The sequence below is a fragment of the Bradyrhizobium arachidis genome (genome assembly GCF_024758505.1).
GTDB classification, from domain to species: domain Bacteria; phylum Pseudomonadota; class Alphaproteobacteria; order Rhizobiales; family Xanthobacteraceae; genus Bradyrhizobium; species Bradyrhizobium manausense_C.
The window spans coordinates 7,109,683-7,131,123 of the sequence record NZ_CP077970.1 but is presented as its reverse complement, the minus strand read 5'-3'; the positions used below and the strand labels follow the sequence as shown (position 1 = coordinate 7,131,123).

General features: G+C 64.7%; 24 protein-coding genes and 1 riboswitch. Of the genes, 6 read left to right on the top strand and 18 right to left on the bottom strand.

Features of this window, described 5'->3' with window-relative positions; all coding sequences use genetic code 11:
- Positions 1-122 precede the first annotated feature (122 nt).
- Both KUF59_RS33150 and KUF59_RS33145 read left to right on the top strand, forming a co-directional pair.
- A complete protein-coding gene (locus KUF59_RS33150; RefSeq protein WP_212458743.1) occupies positions 123-1,679 on the top strand; it encodes a winged helix-turn-helix domain-containing tetratricopeptide repeat protein in 1,557 nt (518 codons plus the stop codon).
- A gap of 166 nt (positions 1,680-1,845) precedes the next feature.
- Entirely contained in the window at positions 1,846-2,871 is a 1,026-nt protein-coding gene (locus KUF59_RS33145) for an aldo/keto reductase (protein WP_258767528.1), read from the top strand.
- On the opposite strand, the gene KUF59_RS33140 is transcribed toward KUF59_RS33145, so the two are convergent.
- The 9 genes from KUF59_RS33140 to KUF59_RS33100 all read right to left on the bottom strand — a co-directional run bounded on the left by KUF59_RS33140 (position 2,868) and on the right by KUF59_RS33100 (position 8,961).
- Positions 2,868-4,172 carry an FAD-dependent oxidoreductase gene (locus KUF59_RS33140; protein ID WP_258767527.1) on the bottom strand — a complete coding sequence of 435 codons (1,305 nt, stop codon included), beginning with the start codon at positions 4,170-4,172 and terminating at the stop codon, positions 2,868-2,870. The two genes, KUF59_RS33145 and KUF59_RS33140, sit on opposite strands and share 4 nt — an antisense overlap.
- 25 nt (positions 4,173-4,197) lie before the next feature.
- The gene (locus tag KUF59_RS33135; protein ID WP_258767525.1) at positions 4,198-4,359 is read right to left on the bottom strand and encodes a hypothetical protein; all 162 of its coding nucleotides are present in this window, start codon (positions 4,357-4,359) and stop codon (positions 4,198-4,200) included.
- A gap of 12 nt (positions 4,360-4,371) precedes the next feature.
- A complete protein-coding gene (locus KUF59_RS33130) occupies positions 4,372-5,166 on the bottom strand; it encodes an ABC transporter substrate-binding protein (protein WP_258767524.1) in 795 nt (264 codons plus the stop codon).
- Positions 5,167-5,357: 191 nt separating this feature from the next.
- Complete coding sequence (locus KUF59_RS33125) at positions 5,358-6,122, bottom strand: hypothetical protein (protein WP_212458740.1); 765 nt, start codon at positions 6,120-6,122, stop codon at positions 5,358-5,360.
- A gap of 87 nt (positions 6,123-6,209) precedes the next feature.
- Positions 6,210-6,515, bottom strand: a complete 306-nt coding sequence (gene clpS / locus KUF59_RS33120; protein ID WP_212458739.1) for an ATP-dependent Clp protease adapter ClpS — start codon at positions 6,513-6,515, stop codon at positions 6,210-6,212.
- A 37-nt stretch (positions 6,516-6,552) separates the two neighbouring features.
- Positions 6,553-6,894, bottom strand: coding sequence for a DUF190 domain-containing protein (locus KUF59_RS33115; RefSeq protein ID WP_212458738.1), 342 nt, complete (start codon positions 6,892-6,894; stop codon positions 6,553-6,555).
- Between the two features lie 2 nt (positions 6,895-6,896).
- Complete coding sequence (crcB, locus tag KUF59_RS33110; RefSeq protein ID WP_212458737.1) at positions 6,897-7,325, bottom strand: fluoride efflux transporter CrcB; 429 nt, start codon at positions 7,323-7,325, stop codon at positions 6,897-6,899.
- A 6-nt stretch (positions 7,326-7,331) separates the two neighbouring features.
- On the bottom strand, positions 7,332-7,721 hold the full coding sequence (crcB, locus tag KUF59_RS33105; RefSeq protein WP_212458736.1) for a fluoride efflux transporter CrcB: 390 nt from the start codon (positions 7,719-7,721) through the stop codon (positions 7,332-7,334).
- 16 nt (positions 7,722-7,737) lie between these two features.
- Positions 7,738-8,961, bottom strand: coding sequence for an MFS transporter (locus tag KUF59_RS33100; protein WP_309500886.1), 1,224 nt, complete (start codon positions 8,959-8,961; stop codon positions 7,738-7,740).
- A 132-nt stretch (positions 8,962-9,093) separates the two neighbouring features.
- A riboswitch (Fluoride riboswitch) is annotated at positions 9,094-9,173 on the bottom strand.
- A gap of 211 nt (positions 9,174-9,384) precedes the next feature.
- Between KUF59_RS33100 and KUF59_RS33095 the strand changes: the two genes are divergently transcribed.
- Positions 9,385-10,233 carry a DUF1194 domain-containing protein gene (locus KUF59_RS33095; protein WP_212458735.1) on the top strand — a complete coding sequence of 283 codons (849 nt, stop codon included), beginning with the start codon at positions 9,385-9,387 and terminating at the stop codon, positions 10,231-10,233.
- A 62-nt stretch (positions 10,234-10,295) separates the two neighbouring features.
- On the opposite strand, the gene KUF59_RS33090 is transcribed toward KUF59_RS33095, so the two are convergent.
- The 7 genes from KUF59_RS33090 to KUF59_RS33060 form a co-directional block, all read right to left on the bottom strand.
- On the bottom strand, positions 10,296-11,078 hold the full coding sequence (locus KUF59_RS33090; RefSeq protein WP_212458734.1) for an enoyl-CoA hydratase/isomerase family protein: 783 nt from the start codon (positions 11,076-11,078) through the stop codon (positions 10,296-10,298).
- 137 nt (positions 11,079-11,215) lie between these two features.
- The gene (locus KUF59_RS33085; RefSeq protein ID WP_212458733.1) at positions 11,216-11,980 is read right to left on the bottom strand and encodes an SDR family NAD(P)-dependent oxidoreductase; all 765 of its coding nucleotides are present in this window, start codon (positions 11,978-11,980) and stop codon (positions 11,216-11,218) included.
- Positions 11,977-13,092 (bottom strand): ABC transporter ATP-binding protein, encoded by a 1,116-nt coding sequence (locus KUF59_RS33080; RefSeq protein ID WP_258767522.1) that lies wholly within the window; start codon positions 13,090-13,092, stop codon positions 11,977-11,979. Before KUF59_RS33080 ends, KUF59_RS33085 begins: the two co-directional genes overlap by 4 nt.
- A 10-nt stretch (positions 13,093-13,102) precedes the next feature.
- On the bottom strand, positions 13,103-13,960 hold the full coding sequence (locus KUF59_RS33075) for a carbohydrate ABC transporter permease (protein ID WP_212458731.1): 858 nt from the start codon (positions 13,958-13,960) through the stop codon (positions 13,103-13,105).
- Entirely contained in the window at positions 13,953-14,882 is a 930-nt protein-coding gene (locus KUF59_RS33070) for a carbohydrate ABC transporter permease (protein ID WP_258767521.1), read from the bottom strand. Before KUF59_RS33070 ends, KUF59_RS33075 begins: the two co-directional genes overlap by 8 nt.
- Positions 14,879-16,162, bottom strand: coding sequence for an ABC transporter substrate-binding protein (locus tag KUF59_RS33065; RefSeq protein ID WP_258767520.1), 1,284 nt, complete (start codon positions 16,160-16,162; stop codon positions 14,879-14,881). The genes KUF59_RS33070 and KUF59_RS33065 overlap by 4 nt, the downstream gene beginning before the upstream one ends.
- 63 nt (positions 16,163-16,225) lie before the next feature.
- Positions 16,226-17,401 (bottom strand): ROK family transcriptional regulator, encoded by a 1,176-nt coding sequence (locus KUF59_RS33060; protein ID WP_258770057.1) that lies wholly within the window; start codon positions 17,399-17,401, stop codon positions 16,226-16,228.
- A 198-nt stretch (positions 17,402-17,599) separates the two neighbouring features.
- Here KUF59_RS33060 and KUF59_RS33055 point away from each other — a divergent pair, with 198 nt between their 5' ends.
- The 3 genes from KUF59_RS33055 to KUF59_RS33045 all read left to right on the top strand — a co-directional run bounded on the left by KUF59_RS33055 (position 17,600) and on the right by KUF59_RS33045 (position 19,368).
- Positions 17,600-17,983 carry a bleomycin resistance protein gene (locus KUF59_RS33055; RefSeq protein WP_258767519.1) on the top strand — a complete coding sequence of 128 codons (384 nt, stop codon included), beginning with the start codon at positions 17,600-17,602 and terminating at the stop codon, positions 17,981-17,983.
- A gap of 173 nt (positions 17,984-18,156) precedes the next feature.
- Positions 18,157-18,837, top strand: coding sequence for a YukJ family protein (locus KUF59_RS33050; protein ID WP_258767518.1), 681 nt, complete (start codon positions 18,157-18,159; stop codon positions 18,835-18,837).
- 81 nt (positions 18,838-18,918) lie between these two features.
- Positions 18,919-19,368: a GNAT family N-acetyltransferase gene (locus tag KUF59_RS33045; protein ID WP_212458726.1), complete on the top strand. Its 450-nt coding sequence runs from the start codon at positions 18,919-18,921 to the stop codon at positions 19,366-19,368.
- A gap of 2 nt (positions 19,369-19,370) precedes the next feature.
- Here the strand turns inward: KUF59_RS33045 and KUF59_RS33040 are convergent, their stop codons facing one another.
- Positions 19,371-20,618 (bottom strand): class I SAM-dependent RNA methyltransferase, encoded by a 1,248-nt coding sequence (locus tag KUF59_RS33040; RefSeq protein ID WP_258767517.1) that lies wholly within the window; start codon positions 20,616-20,618, stop codon positions 19,371-19,373.
- A complete protein-coding gene (locus tag KUF59_RS33035) occupies positions 20,611-21,345 on the bottom strand; it encodes a TlyA family RNA methyltransferase (RefSeq protein ID WP_212458724.1) in 735 nt (244 codons plus the stop codon). The genes KUF59_RS33040 and KUF59_RS33035 overlap by 8 nt, the downstream gene beginning before the upstream one ends.
- Positions 21,346-21,441 lie beyond the last annotated feature (96 nt).

Here is a 21,441-nt window from a genome sequence, read left to right as displayed (position 1 = left end):
CGGGCGCCCTGCGCGTTGCGAATGCGGTCTACCGGACGCGCTTGCCTCTTGGTAGAATCCAGTGGTTTTCTTCGCGCTCACGCGCCTCCCGATGGTCGGAGGCCACTTGAGGGATCCGCAGCTTGCGTTATCTCTTCGAGGGGTATGCATTCGATACAGTCCGGCGCGAGTTGCATCGCGGGGCCGACGTCATCTCCGTCGCGCCACAGGTGTTCGACCTGCTCGACTATCTGATCCGTAACCGGGAACGCGTCGTCAGCAAGGACGACCTCATCGCCGCCATCTGGAACGGGCGGACCGTGTCCGATGCAGCGCTGACGACCCGGCTAAATGTCGCCCGGAACGTCATCGGCGATACAGGCGAGGAACAGCGCCTCATCAAGACATTGCCGCGCAAGGGGTTTCGTTTCGTTGCGCCAGTTGTGGAAGAGCGGGGGCCTGCGAACATGGCAACCGTCGACAACGCGATCGAGCAGCCGAAGCCGGCGCTCGCGCTCCCCAACAAGCCTTCGATCGCGGTTCTCCCCTTCACCAATCTCAGCGGTGATCCTGAGCAGGACTATTTCGCGGATGGCATGGTGGACGAAATCACCACCGCCCTTTCGCGGTTCAAATCGCTCTTCGTGATCGCGCGCAATTCCAGCTTTACCTACAAAGGGAGGGCGGTCGACATCAAGCAGGTCGGCCGTGAGCTCGGTGTTCGCTACGTCCTGGAAGGAAGTGTGCGCAAGGCAGGGGGGAAAGTGCGCATTGCGGGCCAATTGATTGATGCCACGACCGGCGCGCACCTTTGGGCCGATCGATTTGAAGGTGACCTCAGCGACGTCTTCGCGCTGCAGGACGAGGTCACGGTGAATGTCGTTTCCGTCATTCAGCCAAGATTGCTTCAGACGGAAATGGATATCGCGTCACGTCGCCCGAACAACCTCAGCGCCCACGACCTTTGTCTTCGCGCACAGCACGTCCAGTCGTGGACGCGGGAAGGATCGGCAGAGAGTCTTCGGCTCGTCTCTCGCGCCCTGGAGATCGACCCTCGGTGCGGTTTTGCCGCGACCCTCGCAGGCGAGTGCCACTTCCGAAATGCACGCCACCGATGGGAGCCCGATCAGAAGGCGGAAATCGCCGAAGGATTTCGGCTTCTCCGGCTGGCGCTCACTCTCGACGGCAACGCTACTTTGGCATTGAGTATGCTTGGCCGCGCCACCGCTTCGTTCTCTGGTGATTTCGAGACTGCAAAGGAGATGGTCGACCGTGCGGTCAGCCTAAACCCCAACTCATTCCGCGCCTGGGAAGAGCGAGGTTGGACCTATGTGACTGCGGGGCAGCCCGAAGAGGCAATCCGGAGCTTTGAGCGCCGCATTCGATTGAGTCCATTCGACCCGTTGCTTTTTGCGACGAACACTGGGATGAGCGTCGCGTTCAACTGTCTTGGTCGTTTCGACGATGCAGTCGCGACGGCCAGGAAGGCCATCCGCCAGAACCCGCTTTTTCCTTTCTCCTATCGCTGCCTTGCGTCGGCCCTGGCTCATCTGGGGCACGATGCAGAGGCGGAAGAGGCTGTGGCCCGTCTGCTCGAACTCGACCCTGATTTTCGTATTTCGGAACGGGTCGCACGCGGCGACATGCTGAAGCTTCAGGTGTATATCGACGGCCTCCGCAAGGCGGGACTCCCAGATTGACCGGCTGATGTCGCAGGGGACAGCTGAGGCTATGTGCAGGCGACCGGAAGGGATCGTCTGGCGTATGGCCTTCATGTGCACGCGTAATGGCACGGCGCGCGGGCTTGCGTTACCATCCGGCAGCAGAGCCGCTCGGGTCGAATGACGGCTGGTCGAGGAGTGAAACATGGAATATCGACGCTTGGGTTCGTCAGGGCTTTCCGTGCCGGCCTTGAGTCTCGGAACGGGCACGTTTGGCGGTGTTGGCCGCCTCTCTGCCTGGGGCACGACCGATGCGGTTGAGGCACGGCGCCTCCTCGATATCTGTCTCGATGCCGGCGTGTCGATGTTCGACACCGCCAACGTCTATTCGCTCGGCGAGTCCGAGCGAGTGCTCGGCGAAGCCATCAAGGGACGGCGCGACAAGGTGTTGGTTTCGACCAAGGCGACCTTCCGCTTCGGCGACGGGCCCAATGACATCGGCTCGTCACGGCAGAATCTGCTCGCGGCCGTCGACGGCTCGCTTCATAGGCTCGGCACCGATTATATCGACCTCTTCCAGCTCCACGGCTTCGATGCGATGACGCCACCCGAGGAGGTGCTCGCGACCCTCGACGGTCTCGTGCGCGCCGGCAAGATCCGCTATGTGGGCGTTTCGAATTTTTCGGGCTGGCACCTCATGAAGTCGCTCAGCGTTGCCGACAAGTACGGCTATCCGCGCTACGTTGCCAACCAGACCTATTATTCGCTGATCGGACGCGACTACGAATGGGAGCTGATGCCGCTCGGCCTGGATCAGGGGCTTGGTGCGGTCGTGTGGTCGCCTCTCGGCTGGGGACGTCTCACCGGAAAGATCCGTCGCGGCCAACCGCGACCGGAGGTCAGCCGCCTGCCCAAGACCGCCGAGTTCGGGCCGCCCGTGTCCGATGAACACGTCTATCGCGTCGTTGATGCGATCGACGAAGTCGCGAAGGAGACGGGCAAGAGCGTATCGCAGATCGCGTTGAACTGGCTGTTGCAGCGCCCGACGGTGTCAACGCTGATCATCGGCGCGCGCAACGAAGCGCAGCTGCGTGAAAATCTCGGCGCGGTCGGCTGGTCACTGACCAAGGATCAGATCGGCAGGCTGGACGAGGCCAGTAAGGTGACCTTGCCCTATCCGTACTGGCACCAGCGGGTGACCTTCAGCGATCGCAATCCGCCGCCGGTCTAATCCGTCCGCTCCAGATTGTCTTTGACGCGATGCTTGAGCGCATCGATGTCGATCTGGTGCACGCTGCCGCTGCCGGCGAGATCGAGCGCGTGAGCGGCAGCCGCGCCCATCGCCATGCACGGGCCCATCACGCGCACGCTGGAGAGCGCCGCCTTGTCGGCGTCGATGCAGCGGCCGGCGGCGACGATGTTGTCGGCCTCCGCGGGCGCCAGGCTGCCGAACGGCACATAGTGCACGTGGTCCTTGTCGAAGACGTGCCAGTGATGCCCGGAACCATGGTCGTGCAGTTCGATCGGCCACGCCGTGCGGCCGATGGCGTCGTCGAACTTTTTGCCGGCGCGCACGTCGTCGACGGAGAGCTGCTGGCGCCCGACGATCCAGCGGGTCTGGCGTATCCCTGGAAAGCCATAGGAACGGATGCGCGCCTTGCCGAAGCAGTCGGGGAATTCGGCTTGCAGGAACGCGAAGGCGCGGTCGGCCTGCTCCTTGCCCTCGATGCCCTTGCGGCTCGCCGCGAGCGGCTCCAGCGGCGTCTCGACATGGGTCATGTTCATGGCGGCGACGCCGCGTCCGGGAATGACGAAGGACAGGCCCTCGCGGCGGAGCAGGCCATAGTCGCCGGCCTTTTCGCGCATCCGCGCCGGCAGTTCCTCGCGGCTCGGCACCTTGGTCTCGTCGATGTTCTCGACGATCAGCATCTGCGTGCCGTAGATCGGACCATCGTCCGGCTCGCGGCACGCGAAGCCCGCCTGCCACACCAGCGCGGCGTCGCCGGAGGCATCGACAAATCCGTTGGCCTCGACCTCGACGTCGCCATAGCGTGTGGAAAGATCGATGCCGGTAACGCGCCGGCCCTGAACGCGGACATTGCGCATGACGGCGCCGACGATGACGGTAACGCCGGCGGCAAGCATCGCCTTCTCGACCCAGCGTCCGAGCGCGACCTCGTCGTAATAGACGACTGTGGTGTGCGGCCCGCGGCGATAGAACAGCGCGTTCTCCTGCGCACCGAGATCGCGCAAGATGTCGTCGGCGATGCCGTGGGTGAACTGGTAGCCGTCGCTGCCATTGGAGAACAGGCCGCAGAAGGTCGCGATGATGGAGTTGACGGCCTGGCCGCCGAGCGCGGGCAGGCTGTCGACCAGTACCACTTTGCGTCCCGCGCGTGCACCTTCGATCGCGGCCGACATGCCGGCCGCGCCCGAGCCGACCACGCAGATGTCGGCAGTGACGCGCGACGGCTGCGGGTTTGGGCTGCGCCGGACGATCTTTGTGCCGGCCGTGACTTCGCTCGCGCTCATGGGCGGCTCCGCATTGTTTTGATTTTCATTTCGGATTGGTCGGCCTGTCCGGCACGAATGACTTGTCGATGATCTTCTCCGCGTCGACCTCGGCATCGACCATCTTCTGCGCCTTGAACCAGGCGATCTGCCGCGCGATGTCGGCGCTATCAAGCGCGGGATCGACCACGGCAAGGCCAAGCCGCAACGTGTCGATCCTCTACTCGGTGTATTTGGAGACGATCGCGAGGATCGCATCGCCCTCGTCGCTGCGGACGAACTTGCCGTCCGCGTCGCGCTTCAGCAGCACGCGCGCATACTCTTCGGCGCCGCGCCGGTAGACCGCCAGCACCTTCTCGATCAGCTTGCGGTTCTTCTCGATTCCCGCGATCGAGGCGACGACACAGCCGAGCATCCAGGGCGTCTCGTCGCCGACGAAGCCAAGCACGAAGGCGTCGCCGGAGGCGATCACCGGGCTGATCGTCGTCGTGGCGGTCAGTGCCGCATCGAGCTGGCCGCCCTTGATGGCGGCGGCGACATTGGGCAGCGATTGCAACGGCACGATCTTGACCGAGCCGATATCGAATTTCAGCTTGTCGGCGATCAGGCCGAGCGAATAGTGGAAGGTCGAGCCGACCTGCGTGATGCCGACGGAATGTCCCGGCAGGTCCTTCAGCGTCTTCAGGCCGGCCTCATAGGCGCGCTTGGAGGCGACATAGGCCGTGTTCTGGAAGCCCGGCGCCTCGCGCGCCGTGCCCGCGATCACCTTCAGCCCGCCCTTGCCGGCGAGATTGTAGAAAGCGGCTGTAAAGCCGGTGAAGCCGATGTCGATATCGCCGGAGACCGCGGCCACCGCGATCGGCACCGCCGCGTCGAAGAATTTGAAGTCGACGTCGATGCCTTCCTGCTCGAAATAGCCGCGGTCCTTCGCCAGATACAGCGGCGCGGCCGATGAAAGCTTCAACAGCCCGATGCGCACCTTGTCGGCGGCTTGCGCGCCGCCTGCCGGAGACATCAGTGTTGCCAAAGCCAAGGCCATCGCGAAGGCCAGCCGGCCCCACCTCGCGAGGCTATTCCCTGTTGCGCCCATCCCGCCGTTTCCCGCGTTTTTTTGCCTCCCGGCTGATGCCGGCTTGGCTGCATTCTCGGTGATCCCGCAGCCGAATGCAAAGCGCGAAAATGTCGGGTGGCTATTCCAGCATTGCGCTAGTCGGCGCGGACGTAGGACTGCCTCAGGCCGAGCGTCAAAATCGTCAGGGTGAGCCACAGCCGCAGCATCGCAAAGGAGAAGATGAAGCAGAAATAGATCAGGTTCTTGGTGAACTGGCTTGCGGCGGAGGTCTGCCAGAAGCTCCAGATCGCGCTGCGAACGAACTCCTGTCCGAAACCCAGCGCGATGTTGAGCAGGCCGAGCACGATCACGGCGCCGCCGAGCCAGAGGCCGCGCCGGGCGAACTCCGCGATGGCCGCGAACAGCGCGATCCGGCCGTCATTGCGTTCGGCGCGGACGATCATGAGCAGCACCAACGCCGCGATCCACGCGCTCCAGAACCGGCCGAGATGCGTGAACTGGTCGAAGGCCATGCCGTCGAGCCCGGACATCAGGTGCCGCGCGGAGGTGGTCTGGCCGGCCAACGTGGTGGCGACCGTCACAGCGATCATCAGAAGCGCAATCCGCCAGAAGATCGCAAAGGAAAGCTTGAACTGCTCGCCCATGGTCAGTTCGCCGAGTGAGGACTGACCGCCGGCGGCCTCGATCGACCGCTGCGCGGTCGCAAAGAACGCCAGCAGCACCGAGATGTCGGCAATGATGATCGCCGGCAGCGCCACCCCGCCGCCGCCGAAGGCGATCACCCGCATGGCCGCGGCCAGGATCAGCCACGGCAGGGCGTGCAGCAGCTTGAAGGGGCCGAACGAGGTCTCGTGGCGGGTGGGCTGGAGCTCGAGTTGCTTGCGCAGTGCGATTGTCATCGCACGGTCGTGCCATACGAGATTGAACCAGAGGTAGCGGTGATCGCTAAAATTGCGCGCAGGCGCGCCTGTATTGCCGCCGCGGCGCTATTCCTCCGGCTCGGTGGTAAACAAAAGCGGATACCCCTTGGCGCGGCCGGCGTCGCTGGCGCGCGTCGCCTTGGTCTCGGCGACGTCCTTGGTGAAGACGGCAACCACGCAGGCGCCGAGCTTATGCGCTGTGATCATCACCTTGTAAGCCTGGTCTTGGGTCATGCGGAACTCGGCCTTCAGCACCATGGTGACGAAATCGCGCGGCGTGTAGTCATCGTTGATCAGGATGACCTTGTGCAGTTTTGGCCGCTCGACCTTGGTCTTCGTCCTGGTTTTAGGCTTGGTGACGGTCTCGCTCATTCCGCCTCCTGAAACACAAGCGGGTTCCAGCGGGCGCTCAGCCCGCGGCCTTCGCACCATATTGCAGGACCTGGACCTTCTCCAAGGTGATCAGCCCGCTCGACATCATGCCGTCCAGGATGGGCAGGAATGCGTTGATGCTGTCCTCGCTGTCGACGATCTCGATCAGCAGCGGAAGATCCTCCGACAGCCGCAGGATTTTTGAGGTGTGCAGCCGGCTCGACTTGCCGAAGCCCATGGGCCCGCGCAGCACGGTGGCGCCGGCAAGATGCCGCTCGCGCGCCTTGATCACGATCGCTTCATAGAGCGGCTTGCCCTCGACATGGTCGTTCTCGCCGATGAAGATGCGCAGCGACACGGCCTGATTGGGGATCTGCATGGTCAGCTCCTCTTCAAGCGGTTGAGCCGTCCGGCCATCATGTGGCCAAGCCACACCGACACCAGCCAACAGATCAGCGACGCGCCGATATAGGCGAGCGCAGTATACTTCATGCCGGTGTGAAACAGGCGGAAGGTTTCCAGGCTGAAGGTCGAGAAGGTGGTGTAGCCGCCGCAAAAGCCGGTCATGACGAACTGCCGGTGCTCGGGCCGCGCCAGCACGCGCCCGTCCGGGCCGGTCAGCGTGGCGTAGAAGCCGATGATCAGCGAGCCGAACGCGTTGATGAACAGCGTGTTCCAGGGGAAGCCGGGCCCGGTGTCGAGCGCGAGCCCGGTGAGGTAGCGCGCCAGCCCGCCGACGATGCTGCCGGCCGCCACCCAGGTGTAGAGCACCGCGCTGCGCCAACGGTCGCTGGAGGAGAGGGCGGTCATCGCGCGCTAGCCTCCAAAGCTGTCGGCAAGCAGGAAGCCGCAACTGACCGCAGTCAGGCACAGTCCGACCGAGGCTGCGATGTTGCCGAGCGCGTGAAGCTGCTCGCCGCTGCGCGCCAATGTCAGCGTTTGCAGGCTGAACGAGGACACGGTGGTGTAGCAGCCGAGGAATCCGGTCACCGCGAACAGCCATGGATTGGGCGAGGCGAACAGCGAGCCGGGATGCGTGGCGAGCGCGCCGAAGATGCCGATCAGGAAGGCCCCGGTGACGTTGATGGTCAGCGTTCCCCAGGGAAAGGTCTCGCCCATCCGGCGCGCGATCGCGCCGGAGACGAAGTAGCGCGCACATCCGCCGAGCACGCTGCCAACAACGATCGCGATCAATCCGCTCAACACGTCTCGGGATCTCCCATCATGGCTTCTCCGCCGCGTTGGCGGCTTGCGTGATTCCGTTGCCGATCGCAAGCAGTCCGACCAGCGAGGCCAGTGCAAAGCCGAGGCCCGCGAGGAAGGTGACGGCCGGGCCAAAATTGTCCCACAGTGCGCCGGCAATGATGCTCGCCGCGAGCATCGTGATCCCCGTGAGCAGATTGAAGTAGCCGAACGCGGTGCCGCGCAAGCTCGGCGGCGCGCTGTCGGCAACGAGTGCGGCGAACAGGCCCTGTGTCAGTCCCATATGCAGGCCCCACAGCACGACCCCGAGCGCAAGGCCGGCAAGGCTCGGTAACAGCGCCAGCGCGAGATCAGCACCCGCGAGGAACACGAGGCCCAGGGCGAGCAGCCCGGTCCGGTTGATCCGGTCGGAGAGCACGCCGGCCGGATAGGCCGACAAGGCGTAGACGATGTTCATCAGCACCAGCACGGCCGGCACCCACATCGCGTTGAGCCCGATGCTCTGCGCCCGCAGGATGAGAAAGGCTTCGCTGAAGCGCGCCAGCGTGAAGACGGTGCCGACGGCCACGATGCGCCAATAAACCGCGCCGAGCTGCCGCATCGCTTGCGTGTTGAGCGGGTTTCCCGTCGCCTCCTGCCTGGCCTCGGGCTCGGGCTCGCTGACCGCAAACGTGATCAGGGCAAAGGACAGGAACGCCGGCAGCACCGCGACCCAGAACACGGCCGTGAAATTGTCCGCGGTCCACCACATCAGGAGGATGGCAAGCAGCGGTCCGACGAAGGCGCCGATCGTATCGAGCGACTGGCGCAGCCCGAAGCTTGCGCCGCGCAGTCCCGCGGGTGCGATGTCGGCGATCAGCGCGTCGCGCGGCGCGCCGCGGATACCCTTGCCGACACGGTCGATGAAGCGCGCCGCGACCAGCCAGCCGGCGCTGGGTGCGAGCGGAAACAGCGGTTTTGTCAGCGCCGCCAGGCCATAGCCCAAGGCCGCCAGCACCTTGCGTTTCCCGAGCCAGTCCGACAGTGCCCCCGAGAAGATTTTTGTGATCGAAGCCGTCGCCTCCGCAATGCCTTCGATGAAGCCGACGGTGAGCGTGGAGGTGCCGAGCACGGTGACGAGATAGACCGGGAGTAGGGCGTGGATCATCTCGGAGGAGATATCCATCAGCATCGAAACGAAGCCGAGCACCCAGACCCCCCTCGGGATCCGGGCGCGGGATGGATTTGGCTCGGTCGTCGTCACGTCTTGCCTTTCGAAGCCTTGCTTTTCGAAGTCTTGCCTTTCGAAGCCTTCTGCGCATTCAGGCAACAAAAAACCCGCCAGCGGCGGGCCTGTCCATGCTCCCGCCAAAGGCAGAGGCTCCAAATTGCCTCACCTCAAGCAGGAGTCATCAGCCCAATACGATCGAGTACATCGCCGGGCGGTTGTCGGGGGACTCCATCCCCATCTGTGTCGCAAGCCTAGCATGGAAATCGCGCCGCACAATAGGGCGGCCGGCTCGTGCGCCCCGCTTTCAACGCTTTGTCGCCGCGCTGCGGCCGCGCGGCTGTTCCGACTGCGCAGACGTTGTGCGCGGGCTAACTCGAATGTGAAGCTGAACTCATCTTCGCCCTTTGCGGACGCGCGATTGCATGTCACCATCGCGACATTCGACGGGAGGGCGCGATGCGCTTGTTGTTCTCGATCGGGGCTGTGCTGGTGGCCGGCATGCTTGCCGGGAGTGACGTCGCGGGCGTTGCTGCACCCGGGCCGAAATACCAGCCACAGCGACAGGCGGCCGAGAAGGACGCGCAGACCGTCGACGTCGAGTTGATCCTCGCGGTCGACGTCTCCTACTCCATGGACATGGACGAGCTCGCGATCCAGCGCGAAGGCTATGCGCAGGCGATCCAGTCGAAGGAGTTCTTGCAGGCGCTGAAAGCGGGCCCGAACGGCCGGATCGCCGTGACCTATTTCGAATGGGCGGCCTCGACCGACCAGAAGATCATCATCCCCTGGCGGCTGATCGACGGCCCCGAGACCGCGGACGCGGTCGCGGCCGAAATCATGAAGACACCGATCCGCCGCGCCTCGCGCACCTCGATCTCCGGTGCGATCAACTTTGCGATGCCGCTGTTCGACGAGGATCCTTATCGGGGCCTGCGCCGCGTCATCGACATTTCCGGCGATGGACCCAACAACAATGGCGGCCCGGTCACGGTGTCGCGCGATGCGGCGTTGGAGAAGGGCATCGTCATCAACGGCCTGCCGATCATGGTCAAGGAGCCGTCCTACTCGACCATGGATATCGACAACCTCGACTATTATTACGAGGACTGCGTGATCGGCGGTCCTGGCTCCTTCGTGGTCTCGATCAAGGACCGCGACAAGTTCAAGGAAGCGATCCGCACGAAACTCCTGCTGGAAGTCGCCGGCCGCACGCCCGACCGTCCGGTGGTGCGCGTCGCCGACAAGGAGCCGCGCGTGAACTGCCTGATCGGTGAGAAGATCTGGCAGGACCGCTGGGGCAGGTAGAGCGTTTTCGAGCGAAGTGGATACCGGTTCGCGTCAAGAAAACGCGTCAAGATTAGAGTCGCTCACCATTTCGGCGGCCGCTTCTCGACAAACGCCCGCAATCCCTCCTGCGCCTCGTCGGTGGCCGCGACGTTGCAAAAATCCTCCACCGCGCTGGCGATGCTGCGCCGGTAGTCGAGGTCGATCTGGCGCATGAAGGCGGCGCGGCCCATCCGCACCACGGTTTCCGACTTCGCCGCGAATTGCGCCGCGAGCCCCACCACCTCGGCCTCCAGCTCGGCGTCGGGAACGACGCGGTTCACAATGCCGATCTCGCAGGCTTCCGCTGCGCTGAAGGCGCGGCCGGTGAACAAGAGCTCGAAGGCGCGGTGCCGCCCGACGATGCGCGGCAGATGCGCATAGTGGATCGAGGGGATGACGCCGACCTCGATCTCCGGATAGCCGAAGGTCGCGCTGTCGCTTGCAAGCACCACGTCGCAGGACACCGCCATGGTCATGCCGCCGCCGCGCGCAGCACCGCCCACCGCTGCGATCGACGGCTTCCCGAGATGATACTGAGCGTCAAACAGGTCGATGTAGAGCGCCTGCAAAAATTCGCGGACATGCGCGCCGGACTTGCCCATGAGGATGTCGAGGTCGAGCCCGGCCGAGAACCGTTTGGCGAGCGCGCTCGCGAGCACGACGACCCGCGCGCCGGGATCGGCGGCGGCGCGGCGGAAGCCCGCGACCACGCTGCGGATCACCTCCAGGCTCAGCGCGTTGACCGGTGGCCGGGCCAGCGTGATGCGCGCGACGTTGCCGACGAGTTCGTAGCTGACGATGTCGGTTGTCTTTTCCGCGCTCATCGATGGATCCCTGGTTGGCGTTACTTGGCGAGCACCGGCAGCGGCGGCAAGTCGTCGTTTCCGCCGGCATGGTGATCAGCGTCAAGCTTACGTCGCGGAGCGGGCGAAACAAGGGAGCTCTACGCCCATGCTCTCCTTCACAGGCCGCCGTCGACCTGGATACACTGGCGCGTGATGCGCTGGCTGTCGTCCGACGCCAGGAACAGCGCGAGCTGTGCGATGTCCTCGGGCGTCACCGCATCGGGGACGGCCTGACGGGTACGAAACTCGGCGATTTGGCGCTCGTCCGGATACCACAGCCGTCGCTGGCGCTCGGTGATGACCATGCCAGGGGCGATCGCGTTGACGCGGATGCGGTCGGGTCCGACGATCCGGGCCAGCGAATTGGTGAAGCCGACGATCGCAGCCTTCGCCGCGGCATAGGCCGGCAGCGCGGGGGCGCCGCGCATCCATGCGATCGACGACATGTTGATGATCGAGCCGCCGCCGCGCGAGCGCATCTGCGGCACCACCGCTTGCGCCGCGAAGAAGACGTGCTTGAGATTTACGCCGATCGTCCAGTCGAATTGTTCGGGCGTGACCTCGGCCAGCACCTGCCGCTGGTCGTTGGCGGCGTTGTTGACGAGTACGGCGGCGTCCCCAAGCCCCCCATGAACGCGATCTATCGCCGCACGCAACGCCTCGATGTCGAGCAGGTCGCACGGCACGAACAGCGGCGCAGAGCCGGACGTATCGGTCACCTCGCGCACCAGCGCCTCGCCGGCATCAGCGTCGATGTCGAGGAAGGCGACGCGTGCCTTCTGCGCGGCAAACGCTCGCACGAAGGCCGCGCCGATGCCGCTGGCGCCGCCGGTGATCAGGACGACACGACCGGCAAGGCCGGAATAGCTCGATTCAGTCATGCGATCAGGCGCTCCGTCTCCGGGTCGAACAGGCAAATGCGGCGCGTGTCGAGCGCAAAGGACGCGCGCTCCCCCGGCACCGGTCGTACGTCGGGCGAGATGCGCGCCTGTGCGGTCTCGCCGCCGAGCCGCAAGAGCACGATGGTCTCGGCCCCCGTGGGCTCGACCATCTCCACCGGCGCATCGACGACGATCGGCGCGCCCGACGCGGATGAAAACATCCGGCCGCCCTCGGCAATGCATTCCGGCCGGATACCCAGCACCACGTCGCGGTCGACATAGGACGCCGCAGCATCGTAGCCGTTGAGGGGCAGCCGCACTTCATCCGGCCGTCCCGCGCCGATGACCACCGCCGCTGCGCCGCCGTCCGCCATCAGCCGCGCTGGCATCGTGTTCATCGGCGGCGAGCCCATGAACCGCGCGACGAACAGATTGGCCGGATAGCGGTACACCGTATCAGGGTCGGCGAACTGCTGCACGGCGCCCTGATGCATCACGGCGATCCGCGTCGCCATGGTCATTGCCTCGATCTGGTCGTGCGTGACGTAGACGATGGTGGCGCCGATGCGCTGGTGCAACCGCTTGATTTCCATCCGCATCTCGACCCGCAGTTTTGCGTCGAGATTTGAGAGCGGCTCGTCGAACAGAAAGAGCAGGGGATCGCGCACCAGCGCACGCCCCATCGCCACGCGCTGTCGCTGGCCGCCGGAGAGCTGCGACGGCTTGCGGCCGAGCAGCGGCTCGATCTGGAGCAGGCGCGCCACATTCGCCAGCGCCGCGTCCTGTTCCGCCCTCGGCACATGACGGCATTCCATTCCGAAGGTGATGTTCTGGCGCACGGTCATCGACGGATAGAGTGCGTAGGACTGGAACACCATGGCGATGTCGCGGTCCTTCGGCTCGACGTCGTTGACGACGCGTCCGCCGATCTCGATGGTCCCGGAGCTCGGACGATCGAGCCCGGCGACGATGTTGAGCAGGGTGGACTTGCCGCAACCGGACGGTCCGACCAGCACGGTAAACTCGCCGCTCTCGATCTCGAGGTTGATCCCCTTCAGCACCTCCAGATTGGCGTAACGCTTCGACAGAGTACGAATGCTCAACGCTGCCATGACTTCCCCTTCATTTCACGGCGCCGGCGGTAAGCCCGCGTACGAAGTATTTTCCGCCGATCAGATAGATCAGCAGCGTCGGCAGGGCCGCGATCATCACCGCGGCGCTTTGCACGCCATGCTGCGGGATGTCGGCAACCGCGGCCGAGAGCGCGATCAGCGCGGCAGTGACCGGCTGCTGCTGGCCGGTCGTGAATGTCACGCCATAGAGGAACTCGTTCCAGATATGGGTGAACTGCCAGATCACGGTGACGACCAGGATGGGCGGCGAGAGCGGCAGGATGATGCGCCAGAAAATACGGAAGAACCCGGCGCCATCGATGCGCGCTGCCCTGATCAGCTCCTGTGGGATCGACACGTAGTAGTTTCGGCAGAACAACACGGTAAAGGAGAGCCCCTGGATGGTGTGGATCACCACCAGGCCGGTCAGCGTGTTCATCAGACCCGTGTCACGCAGCACGATCGTCCAGGGCAGCAAACGCATCTGCTGCGGAAGGAAAATGCCGAGCGTGACGATGCCGTAGATCCACTGGTCGCCGCGAAAGCGCCAGAGCGAAACCGCGTAACCGGCAACCGCACCGAGCAGGGTGGAAAAGATCGTTGCGGGAATGGTCACGAGCGCCGAGTTCAGCATGTAGGGACGGATGCCGGCGCAGGTCTGCGCAACGCAGAAGTCGGACCAGGCCGTGAGGTAGTTGCCGAAGGCCCACCGCAGCGGCCAGCCGATCATCGAGGTCTGTGCGATCTCCTCGTTGCTGCGCAACGAGTTCAGGATGACGACGATCAGTGGCACGAGCCAGGCGACCGCGACCAGCACGACGAAGAGATAGATGAGCATGCGGCTCGGCGTGAAGGTCCGGTCACGCATGGTTGGCCCGCCGTCGCTGGAGATGTCGCCACGCTGCATATGGCAGCAGCACTGCGAGAAGAATCAGCAGCATCAGCACGGCCGCCGCCGCGCCGCGACCGAGCAGGCCGCGCTGGAACATCAGGTCGTAGACGACGAGAGCCGGCAACTGGGTCGCGATCCCAGGCCCGCCATTGGTCAGCGCGCGGACGAGGTCGAAGGTCGAGATCGCGAACTGCAGCTGGATGACGATGACGGTGATGGTGATCGGCCACAGCGTCGGCAGGATGACGCGCCGGTACATTCGGATTGGTCCTGCGCCGTCAATCTGCGCGGCCTTGACGAGGTCGCTATCGACGGAGCGGAGGCCGGCGAGGAAGAGTGCCATGGCAAAACCCGAGGATTGCCAGATCGCGGCGATGACGATCGTCCAGATCGCCATGTCGCGATCGACCAGCCAGTCGAACCGGAAGGAGGTCCAGCCGAAATCCTGGACCAGCTTCTGGATTCCGAGGCCCGGATTGAGCAGCCAGCTCCAGACCGTGCCGGTGACGACGAACGACACCGCCAGCGGATAGAGGAAGATGGACCGCAGCGTGTTCTCGCCGCGAATGCGCTGGTCGAGCAGGATCGCAAGCATGAGGCCGGTCACCAGGCTCAGCAGCACGAAAGCGCTACCGAACAGCAGCAGATTGTCGAAGGCGATGTTCCAGTTCCGCGACGCCAGGACCGCATTGTAGTGGCGCAAACCCACCCAGCCCGAGACCGGGACAAGTGTCGACGGTGTGAACGAAATCCAGATCGTCCACAGCGAAAACGAAATGAGATGCGCGGCCGACAACAGCAGCGGCACCCAGATCGTCAGATATTCGGGCAGCCGGCCCACCACGCTGGGTGTTGCCGACCGCCCTGTTCGCGGTGCCGTGGCGACGGTGTCGGTCACCGCGCCCCCTCGACGGCCTCGGCGAGGCGGGTGGCCGCCTGCTCCGGCTTGATCGTCTTGTTCTTCACGTATTCGGTGAGCACGTCGATCATCGCCGCGGTCAGGCCGTTTTCCTGTGCCATGTTGTGCGCAAGGCTCAGCACGGCCTGGTTGTTGGCGACAGCGTCCTTGAGCGCGGCTGCGGTGCGCCGTTGACCGTCCGACCAACCTTCACCGGTGAGGTCGACATCGGTGCGAACGGGGATCGATCCCGTGATCTGCGAGTACATGGTCTGGATCGCCGGATCCATGACGAGCTGGGCCATGAGCGCCTGACCGGCCTGCAGATCGGGTTCCTTGCGCTCCCAGAAGATGAAGGCGTCGGCGTTCAACAGGAAGACTGGCTTGCTGTTGTCGCTGGGGCCCGGGGTGATCATGAAGTCGTCGAGCTTGAAGCCGGCGTTACGCAACACGCCCTGCGCCCACCCGCCCTGGATCATCATGCCCATGTCGCCTTCGACGAAGCGCTTCAAATTGGTGGCAAAGGGTTGGGCGCCGACATTGGGGTCCATCCAGTCGGAGATCTTGCGCACCTGTGCGAAGGCTGCCTTGATCTCGGGGCCCTCCAGGGCCTTCTTGTCGAGATTCATGATGGCTGCGCGATAGACAGCGGGGCTGATGCCGGCGAGAGAGGCCTCGAATTTCTGTCCGTCATCGGGGCGGGTACCGCCGTTGGCGATCGGATATGTAACGCCGCCTGATTTCATCTTTTCGGCTAGGTCGTTGAAGTCGGCCCAGGTGACGGGGACCTTGTCGGCCTTGGCCTTGTCCATCGCGCGCTTGGAGAGGAACAGCATGTTGGTGCTGTAGATCTGCAACGGCAGCGCGATCCACTTGCCGCCCGGCTTGTGCAATTTCGCGAGGTCCGGAGCGACGACCTTTTCGTAGCCAGCGGCAGCGACAACGGCATCGAGATTGACGGTCGGGGCGATCTTCGACCAGGCCGCGATCTCGGGGCCCTTGAGCTGCGAGCAGGCCGGCGGATCGCCGGCGATGATCTGAGCACGTAGCTTGTTCATCATCTCGGTGGTGAACCCGGGGACGGGCGAGTGCTGCCAGATCCCGCCCTTCTCCTCGAATTTCTTGCCGAGCGCGGTGATGGCCGCGCCATCGCTGCCTGCGGACCATTGCGAAATGGCTGTCAGGCGCGGCTTGGCGCCTTGCGCGCGGACGAATGCCGGCAGCGCGAGCGTGGCAGCAGCTCCAGCGAGCAGACGACGCCTTGTTGTTGTGATCGGCATGGCAAGTTCCTCCCGGGTGTGAACTTCGTTTTTGCGCGAGCAAGTCGCGTGGTTCAGGTCATCTCAGGCAGCCTCCACGGACGCGGCCGGCATACCGCCGCGGCACGCCAGGCACCAGGCGGCGAAGGCGAGCGCCGCATTCGGATCATTGCCGGTCGACGGTGGCACGAAGGCGACCGACACCTGGGCGTGTTTGCGTCCGCCCAGCAGAGACGTATCGATGCCGTCGACCACGGCCTTGCGATCCTCCTCGGCGAGCAGGGACGGCCAGCCGCTGACGGCCACGCCGGGACAAGGCTTCACGTTCAGCGTATTGCCGATCGCAAGGCCAAGCCGGAACAGCCGGCGCCGCAACTCCTGGCGCACGCGCGACGGGATCGGGATGGCGTTCACCCATCCGGCGCCGTCCTGCAGTTCCGCTTCGGGCACGCCGATAAGATCGGCTAGCGCCGGAAGCGACGTATAGGCTTCGACGCAGCCATGATGGCCGCAGCGGCAACGCGGTCCGCCGTCGCCGAACACCATGTGGCCGAGCTCGACCGGCTGCAGGGCATCGGCCTCGACCGGACCGTCCACCCATGTGCCGGCAACGCCCTGGCCGACGAAGACGAACAGATGCGCGCCCGCAAACGGATAGTCTTCGGTGCGGGAGCGATGAAACGTTGTATGCGCGACCACCGAGTTGGTGATCTCGACCGGCACGTCCGCGAACGTCTCGCTGATCATGCCGCGCACGAGCCCGGTATCACAGGGAATGATGGGGTTGCCGAGCTCGCTCAGCCGCCCGAGGCCGGGGACGGAAACGCCGATCTGCGAGAGCCGGATGCGGCGCCGCCGTGTCCAGTCCTGCAGCAATTCCAGCGCATCGCGAAACCCCCGGCCAACGGATGCGACGGTCGGCCTCTTCGGCAGCGGCAGGCGTTCGACAAAATGCAACTCACCCGAAAGTCCGCCGACGCCGACGCTCAGCCGCTGAGCGGTGAGCTCGAAGGCTGCCACGGCTACGGAGCCATCGAGAGACACCAGCGCTGAGGGGCCGCCGACGTACGGCACCGGCCGCCTCACTTCCTCGATCAGGCCTTCCGCCTTCAGGTCGAACAGGATGCGCGACAGGCTGGCCTCGGACAGCCGCACGGCCTTCGCCAGAGGCGGCCGAAACATGCCGCCCGACTGGAGCAGATGCCCCAGAATGGCCGCACGCGTCTGCCGCCGACTTCTCGGCTGCTCCGACATTTCCATCCCTGTCGTCATTCTTACTTAGTGTAAGAATGTGCGCGCGAAGCGTTTCGTCTGTCAAGGCGCTTGCCACCTCACGCACGGACTTGCTGTTGTGCGCGGCAGCAAAAGCAGGTGCGGTTGCGCCCTCGAGATGTGCGCGTGCGATGAGAGCTGTTACATTCGCCGGCGGTGAGCAGTTGCCGCGCTGGGAGTTCCGCCATGACCGACGAACGTCCGATGATGGTCGGTGCCGCGACCGTATTCGTCGTCTCGAACTTCGCGGGCAGCGTCGCGTATTATCGCGACGTCCTCAGCTTCGACGTCACGTTCCAATATGGCGAGCCGACCTACTATGCGTGCCTGTGCCGGGACGAGGTCGATCTGCACCTGATCGCATCCTCCAACAGCAAGCGATTACCGGGCAATGGCGGCCTATGCGTGTTCGTGCGGGATGTTGATGCCGTCTACGCCGAGCTCGTCGCGCGCGGCGCCAAGCCTCCCAACCAGCCGCAGACTTACTACTATGGCATGCGCGATTTCGACGTCCTCGATCCCGATGGCAACCAACTGACCTTCGGCATGGGCGCCACCAAGGCGGACTGAAAAGGCAGATCAAAAAGGCGGGCCACCGACCTGTGCCGCAAAATATCACTCAATCTGTGGTTTAAATCACGATTGAAGCCACCAAAGGGGTATTTCCTGTCGCTGTCATCCTGGTTGCAGGATGATCGTGCAAACTGCGCGCGATCCGCATCCGACACGACAGGAGCGCTGCCATGGCTCATCGCAGACGACCCCCGAATGCAATCCGCCACTACGGCGTTCTCGTGGGCTTGGTCGTGGAGGGCTTCCAGAGCTCGGATGGGTCCTCGCCGCATTACGAGATTCATGTCAAGGGCGGCGACCGCGACTACCGGATCGCCGTCAATGTCCAGTCGGTCGACGACAGCGAGGTGCTGGCCTATTTCGACGCCGAGTTCGCGAAGGCGGGAACCCTCGACCTGAAGCCCTATCTCAACGGCGATCCCGGCTTTCGGCGGCTCGAGACCGGGCCATCCGGGGCAGGCGGGCTCGACTATGTCAGAGATAACATCTTCCCGGTCGATGCGATGCGGCCGATTCCCGCGACCGGCGGTGGCGTCTCGCTCAAGAACTTGCTCGACGCCAACATCAAGCGCGCGACGGCGGACCAGATTGCCATGGTGGTCGCGTTCGGCGAGTATTTCGAGGACCCCGGCCAGACCGACAAGTATTTTCACTTCCGCCCCGAACGCGGCATTCACGACATCCACATGATGCAGGGCAATAGCGGACAGTTCGCCAGCGACAACCGTACCCACGGCGACGGTGCGCTGTTCCTCTGCTTCGGCAATGCGGCGGAGATCGTCGCGCTGTTCGTTCGCTTCCAGACCCAGTCGCTGGACACGGACGACAACACCGGCGCACCGCGGCACTAGATCCAGGCGGCTCCGCGACTTCGCTGTCGCTTGTTCCGGCAGGAATCAGCTTAACTGCGGGGACGCACAGGGGATCGCCGAATGCCGACTGCCAGGCTTGCCGCACTGTCTGATCTTGCCGGGCTGCTCGATCTGTTTCGGGTATCGGAGGTGAGCGTCGCTGCCGAGCCGCAGGCGAGGATTGAGGCGATCTGGCAACAGACCCTGGCGCGCGAGGATATCGCGGTGCTTGTGTCGACAGCCGGCGACAAAATCGTCGCCACCTGCATGCTCATAACAGCGCCCAATCTGCTGCGCAGTGGACGACAGCACGGCTTTCTCGAAAACGTCGTCACCCATCCCGAGTTTCAGGGCCGCGGCCATGGCCGTGCGGTCGTCGCGGCCGCACTGGCGGAGGCCTGGCGCAGGGATTGTCACCACGTGCTGATGCAGAGCGGCCGTAGCGATCCGCGGGTTCACCGGTTCTACGAAGCCTGCGGGTTCGAGCCGGGCTTGCGCATCGGCTACGTCGCGCGGCGGCCCGCGCCTTGATCTTAGCGCGTAAACCGCGCTACCAGCTCCACATGCGGCGTGTGCCGGAACTGATCGAGCGGTACTACCGTGTCGAGCTTGTAGCCGCCATCGATCAGGAGCCGTGCATCGCGGGCGAAGGTTGCGACGTTGCAGGACACGGCGATGACGACCGGCACCTTGGCGGCGGCGAGCTTCAGTGCCTGCGCCTGCGCGCCCTGGCGCGGCGGGTCGAACACGACGGCATCGAAATCGCGCAGCTCCTGCGGCACCAGCGGGCGGCGGAACAGGTCTCGGGCTTCGGCTTTGATCGGTTTCAGCCCCGGCGAGCGTGCGGCCTTCTGAAGCGCGGCGATCGCGCCGGCGTCGCTGTCATAGGCCGCGATGCGTGCCTTCTCCGCAAGCCGCAACGCAAAGGGGCCGACGCCGCAAAAGAGATCGGCGATCTCCTTCGCCTTGCCGATACGCTCGATAACGAGCGCGGCGAGCGTGTCCTCGCCGGCGACCGTGGCTTGCAGGAACGAGCCCGGCGGCAGCGTCACCTCGGCGCGGCCCATTTTGACTGATGGCGGCAGCCGTTGCAGCACCAGTTCGCCATGCCGCGTCAGTCGCGCCAGGCGATGCTGCTCGGCGACGCGCGACAGCGCGCCGACCAGCGCGGCCGGCAGCGGACCGGAGCCGCGCACGTCGATGTCGAGACCGTTTGCGGTCGCGGTGACCTGGATGTCGAGCGGTTTCGTCACCGCCATTTTTTGAGTCAATGGTTCCGCGATCGCCCAGGCGGCATCGAGCGCGCCGTCGAGCGCGGGATCGAGAATCGGGCAGCGATGGATCGGGATGACGTCGTGCGAGCTTGCGGCCGCGAAGCCGACCTTGAGGATCTCATGCGTGCCGAACCTGCCGTGCAGCGTGATCCGTCGCCGGCCCGCGCCATGCGCATCCACCAGCGGCGCGACCTCGCAGGCAAGGCCCGCCTGCGCCAGCGTCTCCACGACGATGTTGCGCTTCCAGGCTCGATAGAACTCCTCTCGCCAGTGCTGGATCGCGCAGCCGCCGCAGACACCGAAATGCGGACAGAACGGCGTGATGCGCTCGGGGCTCGCGACGTCAACCGTAATCAGCTTGCGCCGGTCGGGATGATGCCCCGCGACATGGTCGACCTCCACCGTCTCGCCGCCAAGCGTATACGGCACGTAGATCGCCTCGCGCGCGTCCAGCGAAACGCCGTCGCCGCGATGGCCGACGTGATCGATCGTAAGCTTCTCAACCACGTCGCGCGCCCAGGAAGAATTCGATATTGCCGTCGCCGCCGGCGATCGATGAGGGGAACACCGCGATGTCGGTGCAGCCGAGCGAGGCGGCGAACGCCGCGATGTCGTCGCAGATCGCCTGATGCACGGCGGCGTCGCGGATGATGCCGCGCTTGTTGTGCTTTCGCTCGGCCTCGAATTGCGGCTTGATCAGCGCCAGCAGGCTCATCGGTGCCGCCGCCAGCGACAGCGCCACCGGCAGCACCGTCTTCAGCGAGATGAAGCTGACGTCGATGACGACGACATCGGGCCGGGCCGGCAGGCGCTTGCCTTCGAAAGCGCGGATGTCGGTCTCTTCCATCGAAACGATCTTCGGATGCCCCTGCAGCGAAGGATGCAATTGACCGGTGCCGACGTCGATGGCGAAGACGAGGCTCGCGCCGTTTGCCAGGAGAACCTCGGTGAATCCGCCGGTGGAGGCGCCGACGTCGAGGCAGACATGGTCCTCGATCTCGATCGGATAGCGCTCGAGCGCACCTGCGAGCTTGACGCCGCCGCGCGAGACGTAGGGATGCGCCGGCTCGGCCTGCAGCACAGCGTCTTCCGCAATCGTCTCAGAGGGTTTTACGACCGGTTTGTCATCGGCCATGACGAGGCCGGCCTCGATCGCCGCGCGCGCCCGCGCCCGGCTCTCGAACAGGCCGCGCTCGACCAGCAAAACATCCGCGCGCTTGCGGGCAGGGGACATGCATCGCTCCGGAAACGATCCTAGAGCATGATCCGGAAAAGTGTGCAGCGGTTTTCCGAATAGATCATGCTCAAACAAAAAACTGGAGCGCGAGGA

Bases quoted from the DNA above. Each gene is read 5' to 3' on its own strand.
- KUF59_RS33145 (WP_258767528.1), top strand. From the start codon at position 1,846: ATGGAATATCGACGCTTGGGTTCGTCAGGGCTTTCCGTGCCGGCCTTG.
- KUF59_RS33140 (WP_258767527.1), bottom strand. From the start codon at position 4,172: ATGAGCGCGAGCGAAGTCACGGCCGGCACAAAGATCGTCCGGCGCAGC.
- KUF59_RS33130 (WP_258767524.1), bottom strand. From the start codon at position 5,166: ATGTCTCCGGCAGGCGGCGCGCAAGCCGCCGACAAGGTGCGCATCGGG.
- KUF59_RS33125 (WP_212458740.1), bottom strand. From the start codon at position 6,122: ATGACAATCGCACTGCGCAAGCAACTCGAGCTCCAGCCCACCCGCCAC.
- clpS (WP_212458739.1), bottom strand. From the start codon at position 6,515: ATGAGCGAGACCGTCACCAAGCCTAAAACCAGGACGAAGACCAAGGTC.
- KUF59_RS33115 (WP_212458738.1), bottom strand. From the start codon at position 6,894: ATGCAGATCCCCAATCAGGCCGTGTCGCTGCGCATCTTCATCGGCGAG.
- crcB (WP_212458737.1), bottom strand. From the start codon at position 7,325: ATGACCGCCCTCTCCTCCAGCGACCGTTGGCGCAGCGCGGTGCTCTAC.
- KUF59_RS33095 (WP_212458735.1), top strand. From the start codon at position 9,385: ATGCGCTTGTTGTTCTCGATCGGGGCTGTGCTGGTGGCCGGCATGCTT.
- KUF59_RS33090 (WP_212458734.1), bottom strand. From the start codon at position 11,078: ATGAGCGCGGAAAAGACAACCGACATCGTCAGCTACGAACTCGTCGGC.
- KUF59_RS33085 (WP_212458733.1), bottom strand. From the start codon at position 11,980: ATGACTGAATCGAGCTATTCCGGCCTTGCCGGTCGTGTCGTCCTGATC.
- KUF59_RS33080 (WP_258767522.1), bottom strand. From the start codon at position 13,092: ATGGCAGCGTTGAGCATTCGTACTCTGTCGAAGCGTTACGCCAATCTG.
- KUF59_RS33075 (WP_212458731.1), bottom strand. From the start codon at position 13,960: ATGCGTGACCGGACCTTCACGCCGAGCCGCATGCTCATCTATCTCTTC.
- KUF59_RS33065 (WP_258767520.1), bottom strand. From the start codon at position 16,162: ATGCCGATCACAACAACAAGGCGTCGTCTGCTCGCTGGAGCTGCTGCC.
- KUF59_RS33060 (WP_258770057.1), bottom strand. From the start codon at position 17,401: ATGGAAATGTCGGAGCAGCCGAGAAGTCGGCGGCAGACGCGTGCGGCC.
- KUF59_RS33055 (WP_258767519.1), top strand. From the start codon at position 17,600: ATGACCGACGAACGTCCGATGATGGTCGGTGCCGCGACCGTATTCGTC.
- KUF59_RS33050 (WP_258767518.1), top strand. From the start codon at position 18,157: ATGGCTCATCGCAGACGACCCCCGAATGCAATCCGCCACTACGGCGTT.
- KUF59_RS33045 (WP_212458726.1), top strand. From the start codon at position 18,919: ATGCCGACTGCCAGGCTTGCCGCACTGTCTGATCTTGCCGGGCTGCTC.
- KUF59_RS33035 (WP_212458724.1), bottom strand. From the start codon at position 21,345: ATGTCCCCTGCCCGCAAGCGCGCGGATGTTTTGCTGGTCGAGCGCGGC.